The sequence below is a fragment of the Alkalilimnicola sp. S0819 genome, from assembly GCF_009295635.1.
In the GTDB taxonomy this organism is placed as follows: domain Bacteria; phylum Pseudomonadota; class Gammaproteobacteria; order Nitrococcales; family WHIW01; genus S0819.
Genome location: NZ_WHIW01000018.1, coordinates 17851 through 33019, shown reverse-complemented (window position 1 = coordinate 33019; position 15169 = coordinate 17851). Strand labels below are relative to the sequence as shown.

Sequence of the window (15169 nt, the reverse complement as noted above, 5' to 3'; positions counted from 1 at the left end):
CATGGCCGAGGATCAGATCCAACAACTGAGCGAGCGGGTTCGCGCCGCCGCGCAAGCCCGCGAAGCGCTGGAGATCCGCGGCCAGGGCAGCAAGGCCTTCTATGGCCGCCCGGTGGCGGGCGCGCCGCTGGAGCTTTCCGGCTACCGGGGCGTGGTCAGCTACGAACCCACCGAGCTCTACATCACCGCCCGCGCCGGTACTCCGTTGAGCGAACTGGAGGCAGTACTCGCCGAGCAGCACCAGATGCTGCCCTTCGAGCCCCCCCGCTTCGGCGGGGCCGGCACTATCGGTGGCGCCATCGCCACGGGCCTCAGCGGCCCACGGCGGCCTTTCGCGGGGGCGGCGCGGGATTTCGTGCTGGGCGTGCGCTGCCTGAACGGTCAGGGTGAGGATCTGCGCTTCGGCGGCCAGGTGATGAAAAACGTGGCGGGCTATGATCTATCGCGCCTGATCAGCGGCAGCCTGGGCACCCTGGGCGTGTTGCTGGAGGTCTCGCTCAAGGTACTGCCCCGACCGCGCTTCGAGCAGAGCCTGAGCCTCGATCTGCCCCTCGCCGAGGGCCTGGCCCAAGCCGATCGCTGGGTGGGAGAGAACCTGCCGCTCAGCGGCTGTGCCCACGATGGCGAGCGGCTGCACATACGCCTGTCCGGTGCGGAACCTGCCGTCCAGGCCGCTGCCCGGCGCATCGGCGGCGACACGCTGGACAAGAGCTGGTGGGATGGACTGCGGGACCACTCCCTGCCCTTTTTCCGGGTCGACGCGCCGCTTTGGCGGCTATCCCTGCCACCGGGTGCCCGGCCGACGCTGAGCGGCGAGGCGCTGCACGACTGGGGTGGGCGGCAGATCTGGCTGCGCGCCGCGCCCGATGCCCATGAGCTGCAGGGGCTGGCCGCCCGGCACGGCGGCCACGCCACCCTTTTCCGCGGCCCCCAGGATACCGAGACTCCGGTGTTCCAACCCCTGTCCGCCCCCCTGATGGCCCTGCACCGGCGTCTCAAGCAAAGCCTCGACCCTCAGGGCATCCTCAACCCCGGCCGGCTCTACCCAGGACTCTGATCCATGCAGACCGAACTTGCCGATTTCCTCAAGGACACGCCCCAGGGCGAGGAGGCCGAGCGCATCCTGCGCAACTGCGTGCATTGCGGCTTCTGCCTGGCCACCTGCCCCACCTACCAGTTGCTGGGCGACGAGCGGGACAGCCCGCGGGGGCGCATCTACCTGATGAAGCAGGTCATGGAAGGGGCCCAGGCCACCGAAGCGACCCAGCTGCACCTGGACCGCTGCCTGACCTGTCGCGCCTGCGAGACCACCTGCCCCTCGGGCGTGGAGTACGGCAAGCTGGTGGACATCGGTCGGGAGATCGTCGAACAACAGGTGCCGCGCCCCGCGGGCCAGGGGCTGCAACGCTGGCTGCTGCGCAAGCTGCTGCCCCGCCGCACCCTGTTCGGCGCCGCCCTGCGCGGCGGCCAGCTGCTCCGCCCCCTGCTGCCCGCCGCGCTCAAGGACAAGGTGCCGGCCCGGCGCCCCGCCCCCGCCTGGCCGCGACAGCGCCACCACCGCCGGGTGCTGATGCTGGAAGGCTGCGTGCAACCGGCCCTGTCGCCGCCCATCAATCCCGCCACCGCCCGGCTGCTGGACCAGTTGGGGGTGGAGGTCATCCGCACACCGGGCAGCGTATGCTGTGGCGCCGTGAGCCAGCACCTGGGCGCGCCCGGGGAGGCCGCGAACATCGTCCGGCGCACCCTCGATGCCTGGTGGCCCCATGTGGAGCGCGGCGTGGAGGCCATCATCGTCAACGCCAGCGGCTGCGGCGTGCAGGTGAAGGACTACGGTCACCTGTTGCGCGACGACCCGGACTATGCCGAGAAAGCCGCCCGGGTCAGCGCGCTGACCCGGGACCCGGTGGAATTTTTCGAGGATCGCGCCGAGGAACTGGCCCCCGCGGACGATGCGCCCCGGCGCATCGCCTTTCAGGCGCCCTGCACGCTGCAGCACGGCCAGCAGCTCAGCGGCCGGGTGGAGGCGCTGTTGGCAAAAATCGGCTTCGAACTCACGTCGGTGCCCGATGCGCATCTTTGCTGCGGCTCGGCGGGCACCTACTCGGTGCTGCAGCCCAAACTCTCCAAACAGCTGCGCGACAACAAGCTCGCCGCGCTCGGCAGCGGCGCGCCGGAACTCATCGCCACCGCCAACATCGGCTGCCTCACCCATCTGGACGCGGCCTCCGAACTGCCCGTGCGGCACTGGCTTGAGCTGATCAGTGCCCGCCGCCAGTAATCGACGCAGACGAACACAGGATTAGCCATGACCGAGCCGAAACTGCCCCTGATCCTCGATACCCGCACCCTGGAAGCGCATCTGCACGACCCGGATCTGCTCCTCGTCGATCTGAGCTCGGAGGAGAGCTACCACACCCAGCATATTCCCGGCGCGGTGCATCTGCCCTTTCCCCGCCTCATCCGCCAGGCGCCGCCGGCCATGGGGCTGCTGCCCGATATGGAAACGCTCAGCGCTGTCCTCTCGGACATCGGCCTCACCGAGGACAAACACGTGGTGGCCTACGACGCCGACGGCAGCGGCAAGGCGAGCCGCCTGCTCTGGACCCTGGACGTGCTGGGCCATGAACATTACTCGCTGCTCGACGGCGGTCTGCACGCCTGGACCAACGAAGGCCACCCCGTGGATGTGGCGCGCACCGACCCGCGCCCCAGCCGCTACCGCGCCGAGATCCGCAACCCCCACGCCCTCGCCGACAAGGCCTACGTGCTCAAACACCTGAACGACCCGCATGTGGTCGTACTGGATGCCCGCTCGGCGGCGGAGTATTCCGGTGAGGACAAGCGCGCCGAGCGGGCCGGCCACATTCCGGGCGCGGTGAACCTGGACTGGATCGAGACCATGGATACGCACAATCTCAAGCGGCTGAAAGCCGACGAGACCCTGCGCGAGCGCTACAAGGCACTGGGCCTCACACCCGACAAGGAAGTGGTGGTGCATTGCCAGACCCACCACCGCTCGGCGCACAGCTTCATGGTGCTGAAACACCTGGGCTTCGAGCGGGTGCGCGGTTACGCGGGCTCCTGGTCGGAGTGGGGCAATGACCCGGATGTGCCGGTGGAGAGCTGAAATCGGGGCGGACCGCGGCTTATGGCCGCGATCCCTCAATCACTCCAGCAGTTCCGCAATATAAGGCGTAATCAACAAGGCCAGCAGCACGGCCAGCGCGTAGTCCCGCTCATACCCCATGGCCAGCGTCGATTCCGGCGGCAGGTTAGCCGCCAGCACGGCTGCGATGAGCATCGCCATATAGCGCCAGCTGAAGCCGAAGCCCATCATCGCGACCACAAAGGCGGCAGAGAACACCACCCAGGGCGCATTGGGCAGGCCCAGCGCCATGACCGCGCTATTGCTGCTGATGGAGGCCGCCCCCAGGAAGGCCAGCATCAGAATCCCGAACTTGATGGCCGGCCGACTGATCATCCCTGCTCCCCGCCCCGGTGCCCTCCCGCCTCAGGCGGGTATCGTTATGAAGTGTTCCCGATAATAGCGCAGCTCCGCGATGGAATCGCGGATGTCGTCCAGCGCCAGATGGCTGCCCTGCTTGCTCTGCCCCTTGAGTATCCGCGGCGCCCAGCGCCGGGCCAACTCCTTCAGGGTGCTCACATCGATGTGCCGGTAATGGAAGTACTGCTCCAGCTGCGGCATGCAGCGGTGCAGGAAGCGCCGGTCCTGGCAGATGCTGTTGCCGCACATGGGCGAGGCCTTGGCCGGCACATACTGGCGCAGGAACTCCAGCGTCTGGCGCTCCGCCTCCGCCTCGTCCACCCGGCTTTGTCGGACCCGCTCGGTGAGCCCCGACTTGCCGTGCTGGCGGGTGTTCCACTCATCCATCGCCACCAGCACCTCATCCGGCTGGTGGATCGCCAGCACCGGCCCTTCGGCCAACACTTCCAGGCGTGAATCGGTAACCACGGTGGCGATCTCGATGATGCGGTCCCGGTCGGTATCCAGCCCGGTCATCTCCAGATCGATCCAGATCAGATTATCGGCGCTCGCGGCCATGGCTGCTCCCGAACAGCTGAGGATTGTCCGGGATCATAGCAGAGGCTATGCTGCGCTCCCATGAGCGACACCACACGCGGACGCGTGATCATCAGCCACGGCGCCGAGTGCCTGGTGGAAGACACCCAAGGCACCCTGATGCCCTGCAAGACCCGCCGCAGCACGGGCCGGACCCTGTGCGGCGACTGGGTGCAATGGGCACCCAGCGGCGCCGGCGAAGGGGTAATCGAACGCATCGAACCGCGGCGCACCCTGCTCGCTCGCCCGAACTTTCGCAACAAGCTGCGCCCCATCGCCGCCAACATCGACCAGATGGTGGTGGTGTCGGCACCCCGTCCGGGCATCGATCTGGAGCTGATCGACCGCTATCTGGTACTGGCGGAGAATCTCGACATCCAGCCCCTGCTGTGGCTGAACAAGATGGATCTGCTCGCCGCCGAGGAACGGGAAAGCCTGGAGACCTCGCTGCAGCGTTACCGGGAACTGGGCTATGGGGTGTTGCTGGGCAGCGTGAAGTCCGCCCAGGGGCTGGCGGAGCTGGAAGCGCGGCTGCGGGAAGGCACCAGCATCCTGGTGGGGCAGTCCGGGGTGGGCAAGTCCTCGCTGATCCAGGCCCTGCTGCCGGATCTGGAGCTGCGGATCGGGGCGCTGTCCCACGCCAGCGGCCTGGGCAAGCACACCACCACCGAGACCACCCTGTACCATCTGCGCGGCGGCGGGGATCTGATCGACTCGCCGGGCATCCGCACCCTGCGCCTGGGACATCTGTCAGCCGATGAGCTGGAGCGGGGCTTTCGGGAGTTTCGGCCCTATCTCGGGCAGTGCCGTTTCAACGACTGCCGGCACCGCAGCGAGCCCGGCTGCGCGATTCTGGGGGCGGTGCAACAGGGCGAGATCGCCGCCGAGCGCCTGGAGAGGTATTACCGGCTCCTGGACGCGGAAGACTGATCGCGCCGCTTTCCCCCGCCAAAGCGGCTAGCCCGCGGCTTCCATCAGCCCGGCGGCCACTGCATGGCACGCCCGCCCAGGACGTGCAGGTGAATGTGGAACACGCTCTGGCCGGCCTTCTCGCCGCAGTTCATCACCGTGCGGTAACCGTCCTCATCGATGCCCTCCTGGCGGGCCACCTGCTGGGCCGCCAGATAAAGCTGGCCCACCAGCTCCGCATCCGCGGCTTGCAAATCGTTGATGCTGGTAATGTGACGCTTGGGGATCACCAGCACATGGGTGGGGGCCTGGGGATTGATGTCCCGAAAGGCCAGCACCTGATCCGTCTCCAGCACCACGTCCGGCGTCATCTCGCCGCTGATCATCTTGCAGAAGATACAGTCCGTCATCGTCAAGCTCCGCGTAAGGTAATTGTATGCCAGCCTTCCCGGCAGCAGCGGCTAATGGCCGCGATTTCTTCCGGGCAACGAGCGCAGGCAGGAGAATTCGCGGCCATGAGCCGCTCCTACTGATACTGCCGCCGGCCGCTGAAGGCATGCATCAACGTGCCGCTGTCCACGTATTCCAGCTCGCCGCCCAGGGGCACGCCGTGGGCGATGCGGCTGGTGCCTATATCGCGCTCCCGGGCCATCTCGGCAATGTACTGGGCGGTGGCCTCGCCCTCCACCGTGGGGTTGGTGGCGAGAATGATCTCGCGCACCTCGCCGGCCGCCAATCGCTCTTCCAGCCGATCCAGGCCCAGCTCCCGCGGGCCTATCCCGTCCAGGGGTGAAAGCCGCCCCATGAGCACGAAATACAGCCCATTGTAGTCGGTGGCCTGATCCAGGGCGAAGACATCCGCCGGGCTCTCGACGATGCACAGCACACCCCGGTCCCGCCGATCGCTGGCGCAGATCCGGCACAGCTCCTGCTCGGTGAGCACCCGGCACTGGGCACATTGGCCGACGTTCGCCGCCGCTTCCGCCAGCGCCGAGGCGAGCCGCCCGGCGCCTTCCCGGTCCCGCTGCAGCAGGTGAAAGGCCATGCGTTGGGCGGATTTCGCCCCTACGCCGGGCAGGCAGCGCAGGGCCTCGATCAGCTCGTCGATGAGCGGTGAATACGCCATGCCGCCGAGCCTCAGAACGGCAGTTTCATGCCCGGGGGCAGGCCCATGCCGGAGGTCATGCCGGACATGCGCTCCTCGGTCTCTCGGGCGAGCTTGTGCACCGCATCGTTGACCGCGGCGGCCACCAGGTCCTCGACCATGTCCTTGTCGTCCTCGAACAGGCCCGGGTCGATGTTCACCCGGCGCAGTTCGTGCTTGCCGTTCATCACCACCGAGACCATGCCACCACCGGCCTCCCCGGTAATTTCGAGCTGGGCCAACTCTTCCTGCGCCTTCTGCAGCTTTTCCTGCATCTTTTGCGCCTGCTTCATCAGGTTGCCAATTCCACCTTTCATCATCGTCCTCTCTCCTGGTCCGGGCGGCGCCCGGGTTGGGCTAATCGGTAGGTTCAATACTGCCGGGCACCAGTTCCGCGGCGAAGGTCTCGCGCAGCGCGCCCACCTTGGGGTCGGCGTCGATGGTCTGCTCCGCCTGCTGCTGGCGGGCCTCCGCGTCCTGCCGCGCCAGCACGGCCGGGGTGGCCTCTTCCACTTTGGCCCGCTTCATGTCCAGGCTCACCGCGCCACCCAGCACCTCGCCCAGGGCCTGCGCGAGCTTGCCTTCCAGGGCAGTGTTATGAAGATGGGTATGGTTCGGGTCTATGCGCAGGCTGATGCGTCCGCCCTCCCGGGCCAGGAACTCACAATGCGAGGCGAGCACCTGGTGCATGCCGCGGGGCAGGCGCTGGACCACCTCGGGCCAGTCCTGCACCGAGTCCAGCCGCACGGCGGGCGCCACGACCGGGGCGTCCGGCTGCTGCGCCAGCGCGGGCTCGGGCACCGACGCCGGTGCGGCGGCAGGCATCCCGGTCCGTGCCGAGGCCCGGGCGTCGTGGAGCTGGGCCACGCTGTCGGAAGAGGACTGGGCGTGCGGCGCCGCGGCTCCGGAATCGTCCGTGTGGACCGGGGCTGGCGGCGTCGTTTGCGCGGTGGGTGCCGGCCGGCCGCCCGCCGCCCGAGGGGTCGCGGGCCGGGGCGGGGGCGCCGACTGCCCGGCACTCTGGCCCGCCGTGGCGGCGCCGCCTTCCATCGGGCGAAAGGCCAGCATGCGCAGCATGGCCATCTCGAAGCCCGCCCGCGGGTCCGGAGCCAAGGGCAGATCACGCCGCCCGTGCAAGCCCAGCTGGTAGTAGAGCTGCACATCCTCACGGGCGAGACTTCCGGCCAGCGCCTGCAGGCGCTCCCGGTCCGCCACCTCTTCGCCCAGGCCGCCCGGAATGGTCTGCGCCAGGGCAATGTGGTGCAGGCTGTTGAGCAACTCCGCCAGCACCGAGGCATAATCCGGCGCCCGCTCGCTCATGCGCTCGATCACCGCCAGCATGGCCGGGCCATCGTTGTTCGCCAAGGCCTCGATCAATTCGAAGACGAAGTCCCCCTCCAGGTCACCCAACATGGCCCGGGTATCCGCCTCGTCGACCCGGCCGCTGCCGAAGGCGATGGCCTGATCCAGCAGGCTGAGCCCATCACGCATGCTGCCATCGGCCGCGCGCGCCAGGCGCTGCAGCGCCGCGACCTCGAACTCGATGCCCTCCTCGCCCAGTACCTTCTGCAGATGATTGGCAATCATGCTCGGCGCCAGGCGCTTCAGACTGAACTGCAGGCAGCGGGAGAGGATGGTGACGGGAATCTTTTGCGGGTCGGTGGTGGCCAGCAGGAACTTCACATGGGGCGGCGGTTCTTCCAGCGTCTTCAACAAGGCGTTGAAGCTGTGGCTGGAGAACATATGGATCTCGTCGATCAGGTAGATCTTGTAGCGGCCGCGGCTGGGGGCGTACTGGACGTTATCCAGCAGCTCCCGGGTGTCGTCCACCTTGGTGCGGGAGGCCGCGTCCACCTCGATCAAATCCACGAAGCGGCCCTGGTCGATCTCCTGACAGGCGCTGCACCGGCCGCAGGGTTCGGCGGTCACGCCCTGCTCGCAGTTCAGGCACTTGGCCAGAATCCGGGCGATGGTGGTCTTGCCCACCCCGCGGGTACCGGTGAACAGGAAGGCATGGTGCAGCTGTCCGCGCTCCAGCCCATTGACCAGCGCGCGCAGCACATGCTCCTGACCGGCCAGCTCGGCGAAATTGCGGGGGCGCCACTTGCGCGCCAGGGCCTGATAGCTCATGTGGTTTCGGGTGCCAGGGCTGCGAATCGAAGCCCGAATTCTATCAGAGGGAGGCGGGCGGGGCGTAGAAATGGCGGCGGCGACGCCAGCCACACCCCGGCGCCCGAGTCCACTGCTGCCGCTGCTCCCTTCCGGGCCTGACGGGGTTCACAGTTTATCGTCGCGGGGGGACCGACGCCGCCGCCATAGACGCGGTGGAAGGTAAGGGGTGGGTGGGGGTTTGTCAAACAGAGCAAAAAGCCCCCGGGCATGAAAAACCGGGGCCCGGGGCCCCGGTCGTTTCTGGCTCGACGCCGACTTAGCGGCAGCTGCCCTTGGCGAACTCACCCTCGTTGGGCGTGTTGCGCACGGTGGTCTGAATCCAGCTGCTGCGGCCCAGCGCCTCGTCGGAGCCAAGCACTCGGTACTCCGGCGACCACCAGAGCAGGCTGACGTTGCGGGCGCGACCGGCCAGCGCATGGTAGTAGTTATAGGTGGTCCACTCCTGGCAGTCGAAGCCGGTGCGGAAGCTCAGGGTCGTGGAGCTGGTACGCTGCTCGGCGCTGGCATCGACCGCCTCGGCTCGCACGGTGTGCTGACCGTCCGCCAGAGTGGCGACATCCAGCGTGGCCTGCCAGGGCGCGGAGTCGGCCACCGCGAACGGCTGCTCGCCGTTGCTGCCCTGCAGATAGAACGCCACCCGGGCGATACCGTCGCGGTCGCTCGCGTCCACGCTGAAGGTGACCGTGCCGCTCAGGTGAGCGCCCTCCTCGGGGCTGGTGAACCGCAGCGCGGGGGAATCGTTGCCGGTGCTGAACGTCAGCTGCACCTCGCTGCTCACCGCGTCCGCGCTGGCGTCCACCGCAACGGCGCGCAGTACATGCTCGCCATCGGCCAGGGTGCCGGCATTGAACTCGGTGCCGTAGGGTGCGCTGATGTCGCTGATCAGCAGCTCGTCACCCAGCCAGATGTCGACCCGGGCGATGCCGTCGTCATCGGTAGCGCTCACCGAGACTTCCACCGTGCCGCTCAGGTGCGCGCCGTCCGTGGGGCTCTCGATGCGGACCACCGGGCGGTCGTTCTCGGGCTGAGTGTCCAGCAGGCCCCACCACTTGGCGGTGTAATAGCTGGAGAAAACATCGAAGTCATGGGTGTAGCTCATGGCCAGGCCGGCCTTGCCGCCCTGGTCCTCGCCGGTGCCCTCGTCGATGGTGATGCCGTGCTTCATGCCCAGCACATCCACCACGCCCACCACGGGCCGGTCGCCCTTCAGATACTCGCGATAGACGTGCTTGCTGTCGCCGTTGAAGCTCTGGCCGGTGACATCGGCGGTCTGGTCGGTGCCGTGCAGCGCGGTGAACTGCTTCATGATCTCTACCGCGTTGTCATCGTCGACGTACTGGTCCTTGTCGCCCTGCCAGATCAGCACCCGCGGATAATTACCGCTGTAGCCACCGTTGTTGTCGCGGGCCAGCTGCGCCCAGGCCTGGGGGCTGCGCTTGCGATCGGGCGCCATGCAGGCCTCGCCGGACTCGCAGCCGGCACCGGTGCGGGGCTGGAAGGAGCTGGTGACGCCCATGCAGGCGTAGGCGTCGTCCACAGTGTTGGCGCAGTGGTAGGGCAGCCCGGCCATGGGGGCACCACCGGCGAACACGTCCGGGTACAGGGCCAGCATCATGCTGGTCAGACCGCCACCGGCGGACAGGCCGGTGATGTAGATCTTGTCGGCATCCACCGGATACCGCTCCTGCATGTACTCGATCATCTGCATGACGGAGGCGTTCTCGCCATCGCCCTTGGCCATGCGCGCGCCGTAATACCCTGCCCAGTTGAAGCAGTTGTAAGGGTTGCCGGTCTGGGCGGTCTTGTTCTCGGAATTCTGCTCCGGGTACACCACCAGGAAACCGTGGCGGTCAGCCAGCTCGGACCAGCCGCTTTCCTTGTGGTAGGTACTCGCGCTCTGGGTGCAGCCGTGCAGCGCCAGCACCAGCGGCGCTTTCTCGCGCAGGGTCTGGGGCACGTGGGTGTACATCTTCAGGTTGCCGGGGTTGCTCTTCGCCTGGTTGAAATCGCTTACCTGCTGAAAGGCCTGGGCGGAACCGCCGCCGAAGGCCAATAGGGAGAGCGCAAGGATCAATCGTCGGAACATGTCTAACCTCCTGTTGTTTTCATTATCCTTTCGCGCCGCGGAGAGCGCGCGGCGACAGGCGCAAAAGAGCGCGGCTGCGTTGAGCAGGGAGCCGGAAAAGGGCCGGTGCTTGCGCCAAAAATTATTGTTTGTTGCGATGCATTATTTTTATTGGGGCGATAGTAGACCAGGCGTACATGATTGGGTACCCATGTGACGAGTGATTCAGAATTTTCTTACAAGATGGGCGCGGACAAGGTGAACCCACTATTGTCCATGCGAGTACCGAGGGTTCGACTCCCGGCCATCGTGCAAATGCAAAACGGGGCCCCAGGGGGCCCCGTTTTCCATTTGGCGGAGAGGGAGGGATTGATTCGCGGCCTGCGGCCGCTCACCCCTACGGGGCGCCGTCGCTTGCGCTCCAGCGTCCCGATCGCTGCGCGATCGGTCGAACCCGTTATTGTCCATGCGGGTACCGAGGGCTCGACTCCCGGCCATCGTGCAAATGCAAAACGGGGCCCCAGGGGGCCCCGTTTTCCATTTGGCGGAGAGGGAGGGATTCGAACCCTCGGTACCCTTGTGAGGTACACACACTTTCCAGGCGTGCTCCTTCGACCGCTCGGACACCTCTCCAGATTCTTTTTCTGCCCGGCGGGACCGGACAAGGCGCAAGAGAGTAAACCAGTTGCCCGGCGGATTCAATCACCGGGCGGGGGTGCTACTCCCCCGGCCCCTTGGGCGTGCTGCCGTAGACGGGCATGGGGAAGGGCGTGACGTTGCCGCCGGCATCGGAGATCTTGCCCTTGCCTTCCTTCTCCACCTCGTCAATACGGATTACCGAGTGCATCGGGATGTAGGAGCGCTTGACGCCGGCGAACTCGTCCTTGAGCTTCTCCTCGGAGGGGTCAACCACCACCTGGGTGCGCTCGCCGAAGATCAGCTCCTCGATTTCCACGAAACCCAGCAGGCCGCCCTGAGCGACGCTGCGGGCGTAGACCTCGTATACCTGCCCCTGGCAGAAGAAGATCACCTTGTAGATGCGCTGTTTGTTCATGGATCACCATCGGCCATCGACATGGGCGCGAAGAATAGCACAGGCGCCGCCGCGGTAACGGCCCCCTACCCCCAGACCGTCACCATCAAACGCCGCTGGTGACCGCGGGTTCGGTGCTCCCAGAGATAAACCCCCTGCCAGGTGCCCAGCGCCAGCTGGCCGGCCCGCACCGGCAAGGTCAATCCGGTCTGGGTGAGCACGCTGCGCACATGGGCGGGCATGTCGTCGGGGCCTTCGGCGTCATGCTCCCAGAGCGGGTCGCCGTCCGGGGCGATGCGGCTCATGAAGCGCTCCAGGTCCCGCCTCACGGCCGGGTCGGCATTCTCGCAGATGATCAGCGAGGCGCTGGTATGCTGCAGGAATACATGACACAGACCGTCGCGCACGCCGGACTGGCGCAGCTCCATGGCCAACTCCGGACTGATCTCGCGCATGCCGCGCCCGGCGCTCTGTATGGTGATTTCCGACTGGTGCATGGCGGTATCATGCCCAGCCCCATCCAAGGAGACAACGCCCATGCATTTGTGGGAAGGCAAGGACCTGGACGAGAGTCTGCGCATGCCCCGCCGGCGCGACCCGGTGCATTTCCGCACCGGGATGCTGCTGGGGCCCGACGAACACGAACCCCAGGCGCTTTGCTGGTTCCGGGATCCGGGGGAGCTGGCAAGCTATCTGCACCGCATAGAACCCCAGCGCTGGGGCCTGCGCGGCCCCGCCCTGCTCGGCTACAAGGACGCCACCGGCGATCTGTGCACCCGCATCGACATGCTGGGACCGGAGGAAGGGCTGCGCCTGGAACTCAACCGCTGCGCCGCCCCCCACTTCGCCATCCTCTGGTGGGGGGACCTGCGCGAACTGCTGTTCGCCCCGACGCCCTGGCCGAGGAGGCTGCGTCGGGACTTCCTGGGCGGCAGCGCGCGAGCCATACGCCAGGAGGAAGCGCCGGCGTTCGTCGACCAGCTGAGCGCCCGCTACGGCGACTGAAAAGGCTCGTCTCACCACCGCCGCGCGGACTGCTATGCTGAAGGCTCCCCATTCACGGAACACTTTGACATCGGAGACTGACATGGCTTTGAGCACTGGCGAGCGCATCCCCGCAATGACCCTCAAGACCAACGGCGCCCAGGGGCCGGAGGACATCAACACCGGCGATATCTTCCAGGGCAAGAAGGTCGTCCTCTTCGCCGTGCCCGGCGCCTTCACCCCCGGCTGCTCCAACACCCATATGCCCGGTTTCGTCATCAAGGCCGACGAGCTGCTGGCCAAGGGCGCGGACCGGATCGTTTGCCTGTCGGTGAACGATGCGTTCGTGATGGACGCCTGGCAAAAGGACCAGAACGCGGAAAACATCCTGATGCTCGCCGACGGCAACGGCGACTTCACCCGCGCCATCGGCATGGAACTGGATGCCGGCGGCTTCGGCATGGGGACGCGCTCCAAGCGCTACGCACTTATCGCCAACGACGGCGTGGTGGAGTACATCGGCGTGGATGAGCAGGGTGTGGACAAGAGCAGCGCCGCGACGGTGTACGAACACCTGTAACAACGACGCCGCCACTGAGCAGGAAGGAACCCTGACATTCAAAAGGGCTCACCGCTGAACCGCTCATAGCCGCCCAAACGAAAAAAGGCCCACCTTTCGGTGGGCCTTTTTTGCTTTTATGGCGCGCCCGGAAGGATTCGAACCTCCGACCGCCTGGTTCGTAGCCAGGTACTCTATCCAGCTGAGCTACGGGCGCGTTGGGTGGGGGATTATGGCGATGCGATGCTCGCTCGTCAACACCCCCGGGTTTTGGCGGAGAGAGAGGGATTCGAACCCTCGATGGGCTTTTAAGCCCATACTCCCTTAGCAGGGGAGCGCCTTCAGCCGCTCGGCCATCTCTCCGGTATCCTGTGCCGCGTTATCCCTGCGACAACGGCGGCTAGGATAGTGCAAAAGCCCTATAGGGTAAACCCTGGGACGGCATTCTATTTCTGTTCGAAACCGTCGGCGGGATCGTGCTCGCGCTGGATCCGCTCGTAGATCTCTTCGCGATGCACGGACACGTTCTTCGGCGCGTTCACGCCGATGCGAACCTGGTTGCCCTTGACGCCCAGCACCGTCACGGTGACCTCGTCCCCGATCATCAGGGTCTCCCCCACCCGACGCGTGAGAATCAACATAAGCCCTCTCCTCGTTGCTCCTTGCGGGCCCGGGTCGCCTCCCCCTTGGTTTACTGGAGGTCATTGCCCGAACTGCGGCATAAATCGAATACGCGGGTGCGGCCCGTCGTCCTTCTCCCTCGGCCGCCACCGTGTACCGATATAAACAAACCCCTCGCACCCCTCCCCGCCCCTGTCGGCGCGAGAAAGTGCACTTCAGGATCAACACCAAATGCAAGTCATCATTGAAACCGGCCGGCGCGTGCCCATCCCGAGCACGCTACCCGCCGGAAAACCTTTTTACCGCCGGTTCAGGCGTCGGGTTCCTTCCCCTCGGCGTGCGCTTCATTGTCCTCATCCAACCCGAAGGCCGTATGCAGGGCACGCACGCCCAGTTCCAGATACTTCTCCTCCACCACCACCGAGACCTTGATCTCGGAGGTGGAGATCATCTGGATGTTCACCCCTTCCGCGGACAGCGCCTTGAACATGGTGCTGGCCACGCCGGCGTGGGAACGCATGCCCACGCCCACCAGGGAGATCTTGACGATCTTGTCGTCACCATAAACTTCCCGCGCACCCATGTCATCGCCGATCTTGCGCAGGATTTCCAGAGCCTTATCGTAATCGACCTTGTTGACGGTAAACGTGAAGTCGGTCTGGCCTTCCTTGCTGACGTTCTGGACGATCATGTCCACTTCCACATTGGCGTCGGCAATGGGCGCGAGAATGCTGGCGGCAATGCCCGGACGATCGGGCACGCCCAGCACGGTCAGCTTGGCTTCGTCGCGGTTGAAGGCAATGCCGGAAATCAGCGGCTCTTCCATATCGTCTTCCTCGAAACTGATCAGCGTTCCGGGGCCGTCCTTGAAGGAGGACAGCACCCGCAGGGGCACCTGGTACTTGCCGGCGAACTCCACGGCGCGAATCTGCAGCACCTTGGAGCCCTGGCTGGCCATCTCCAACATCTCCTCGAAGGTGATCTTGTTCAGGCGCCGGGCCTTGGAGACCACCCGCGGGTCGGTGGTGTACACCCCGTCCACATCGGTGAAGATCTGGCATTCGTCGGCCTTGAGCGCCGCGGCCAGCGCCACGGCGGTGGTGTCGGAGCCACCGCGACCGAGGGTGGTGATCGCACCGGTCTGGTCCACGCCCTGGAAGCCGGCCACCACCACCAAGCGACCCTGTTTCAAGTCCTCGCTGATGACCTTGGCGTCGATCTCCTGGATGCGCGCCTTGCTGTGGGAGCTGTCGGTGAGAATCTTCACCTGGGCGCCGGTGTAGCAGCGCGCCGGGGCGCCAAGCTTCTCCAACGCCATGGTCAGCAGCGCGATGGTCACCTGCTCGCCGGTGGAGAGCAGCATGTCCAGCTCCCGTGCCGGGGGCTTCTTGCTGATACCCTCGGCCAGAGCGATCAGCCGGTTGGTCTCGCCGCTCATGGCGGAGACCACCACCACCACGTCGTTGCCGGCGTCCCGGGTCGCCTTGATCTTGGCGGCCACATGCTCGATGCGTTCCACGGTACCTACCGAGGTACCGCCGTATTTTTGAACGATTAAAGCCATACGTCCTTGCCGTTTCGCGAAAGAGCGCCTTATTAAA

The 15169-nt window shown here is 66.1% G+C and carries 17 protein-coding genes, 3 tRNA genes and 1 other RNA gene; 6 read left to right on the top strand and 15 right to left on the bottom strand.

Annotated elements, in window-relative coordinates; all coding sequences use genetic code 11:
• Position 1 precedes the first annotated feature (1 nt).
• From glcE to GBG68_RS12835, 3 genes are read left to right on the top strand one after another with little or no spacing between them, the layout of a single operon-like run.
• Positions 2 to 1057, top strand: a complete 1056-nt coding sequence (glcE, locus tag GBG68_RS12845) for a glycolate oxidase subunit GlcE (protein ID WP_152147986.1) — start codon at positions 2 to 4, stop codon at positions 1055 to 1057.
• Between the two features lie 3 nt (positions 1058 to 1060).
• Complete coding sequence (gene glcF, locus GBG68_RS12840; RefSeq protein WP_152147984.1) at positions 1061 to 2278, top strand: glycolate oxidase subunit GlcF; 1218 nt, start codon at positions 1061 to 1063, stop codon at positions 2276 to 2278.
• A gap of 27 nt (positions 2279 to 2305) precedes the next feature.
• Positions 2306 to 3127, top strand: a complete 822-nt coding sequence (locus GBG68_RS12835) for a sulfurtransferase (protein ID WP_152147982.1) — start codon at positions 2306 to 2308, stop codon at positions 3125 to 3127.
• Between the two features lie 39 nt (positions 3128 to 3166).
• Here GBG68_RS12835 and GBG68_RS12830 read toward each other — a convergent pair whose 3' ends face one another.
• Together GBG68_RS12830 and orn are read right to left on the bottom strand one after the other, a co-directional pair.
• Entirely contained in the window at positions 3167 to 3481 is a 315-nt protein-coding gene (locus tag GBG68_RS12830) for a hypothetical protein (RefSeq protein WP_152147980.1), read from the bottom strand.
• Positions 3482 to 3511: 30 nt separating this feature from the next.
• The gene (gene orn / locus GBG68_RS12825; RefSeq protein WP_152147978.1) at positions 3512 to 4063 is read right to left on the bottom strand and encodes an oligoribonuclease; all 552 of its coding nucleotides are present in this window, start codon (positions 4061 to 4063) and stop codon (positions 3512 to 3514) included.
• A gap of 60 nt (positions 4064 to 4123) precedes the next feature.
• Here orn and rsgA point away from each other — a divergent pair, with 60 nt between their 5' ends.
• Complete coding sequence (gene rsgA / locus GBG68_RS12820) at positions 4124 to 5011, top strand: small ribosomal subunit biogenesis GTPase RsgA (RefSeq protein WP_152147976.1); 888 nt, start codon at positions 4124 to 4126, stop codon at positions 5009 to 5011.
• Between the two features lie 44 nt (positions 5012 to 5055).
• On the opposite strand, the gene GBG68_RS12815 is transcribed toward rsgA, so the two are convergent.
• From GBG68_RS12815 to GBG68_RS12775, 9 genes are all read right to left on the bottom strand, one after another.
• A complete protein-coding gene (locus GBG68_RS12815; RefSeq protein WP_152147973.1) occupies positions 5056 to 5400 on the bottom strand; it encodes a histidine triad nucleotide-binding protein in 345 nt (114 codons plus the stop codon).
• Between the two features lie 116 nt (positions 5401 to 5516).
• A complete protein-coding gene (gene recR / locus GBG68_RS12810) occupies positions 5517 to 6116 on the bottom strand; it encodes a recombination mediator RecR (RefSeq protein ID WP_152147971.1) in 600 nt (199 codons plus the stop codon).
• A gap of 11 nt (positions 6117 to 6127) precedes the next feature.
• Entirely contained in the window at positions 6128 to 6454 is a 327-nt protein-coding gene (locus tag GBG68_RS12805; RefSeq protein WP_152147969.1) for a YbaB/EbfC family nucleoid-associated protein, read from the bottom strand.
• 37 nt (positions 6455 to 6491) lie between these two features.
• Positions 6492 to 8264, bottom strand: a complete 1773-nt coding sequence (dnaX, locus tag GBG68_RS12800) for a DNA polymerase III subunit gamma/tau (RefSeq protein ID WP_152147967.1) — start codon at positions 8262 to 8264, stop codon at positions 6492 to 6494.
• 80 nt (positions 8265 to 8344) lie between these two features.
• An RNA gene (gene ffs / locus GBG68_RS12795) (signal recognition particle sRNA small type) lies at positions 8345 to 8441 on the bottom strand.
• A gap of 121 nt (positions 8442 to 8562) precedes the next feature.
• Positions 8563 to 10392, bottom strand: coding sequence for a PHB depolymerase family esterase (locus tag GBG68_RS12790; protein WP_152147966.1), 1830 nt, complete (start codon positions 10390 to 10392; stop codon positions 8563 to 8565).
• Between the two features lie 521 nt (positions 10393 to 10913).
• Positions 10914 to 11004 (bottom strand) — tRNA-Ser (locus GBG68_RS12785).
• Between the two features lie 85 nt (positions 11005 to 11089).
• Positions 11090 to 11425 carry a DUF1820 family protein gene (locus GBG68_RS12780; protein WP_152147964.1) on the bottom strand — a complete coding sequence of 112 codons (336 nt, stop codon included), beginning with the start codon at positions 11423 to 11425 and terminating at the stop codon, positions 11090 to 11092.
• Positions 11426 to 11490: 65 nt separating this feature from the next.
• Positions 11491 to 11901, bottom strand: a complete 411-nt coding sequence (locus GBG68_RS12775) for a secondary thiamine-phosphate synthase enzyme YjbQ (RefSeq protein ID WP_152147962.1) — start codon at positions 11899 to 11901, stop codon at positions 11491 to 11493.
• A 40-nt stretch (positions 11902 to 11941) separates the two neighbouring features.
• On the opposite strand from GBG68_RS12775, the gene GBG68_RS12770 reads away from it, so the two are divergent.
• Together GBG68_RS12770 and GBG68_RS12765 are read left to right on the top strand one after the other, a co-directional pair.
• On the top strand, positions 11942 to 12409 hold the full coding sequence (locus GBG68_RS12770; RefSeq protein WP_152147960.1) for a hypothetical protein: 468 nt from the start codon (positions 11942 to 11944) through the stop codon (positions 12407 to 12409).
• Between the two features lie 82 nt (positions 12410 to 12491).
• Positions 12492 to 12968: a peroxiredoxin gene (locus GBG68_RS12765; RefSeq protein ID WP_152147958.1), complete on the top strand. Its 477-nt coding sequence runs from the start codon at positions 12492 to 12494 to the stop codon at positions 12966 to 12968.
• A gap of 119 nt (positions 12969 to 13087) precedes the next feature.
• Here GBG68_RS12765 and GBG68_RS12760 read toward each other — a convergent pair.
• The 4 genes from GBG68_RS12760 to GBG68_RS12745 form a co-directional block, all read right to left on the bottom strand.
• Positions 13088 to 13164 (bottom strand) — tRNA-Arg (locus tag GBG68_RS12760).
• 54 nt (positions 13165 to 13218) lie between these two features.
• A tRNA-Ser gene (locus GBG68_RS12755) sits at positions 13219 to 13310 on the bottom strand.
• Positions 13311 to 13393: 83 nt separating this feature from the next.
• The gene (csrA, locus tag GBG68_RS12750; RefSeq protein WP_152147955.1) at positions 13394 to 13588 is read right to left on the bottom strand and encodes a carbon storage regulator CsrA; all 195 of its coding nucleotides are present in this window, start codon (positions 13586 to 13588) and stop codon (positions 13394 to 13396) included.
• A gap of 290 nt (positions 13589 to 13878) precedes the next feature.
• Complete coding sequence (locus GBG68_RS12745; RefSeq protein ID WP_152147953.1) at positions 13879 to 15132, bottom strand: aspartate kinase; 1254 nt, start codon at positions 15130 to 15132, stop codon at positions 13879 to 13881.
• Positions 15133 to 15169 lie beyond the last annotated feature (37 nt).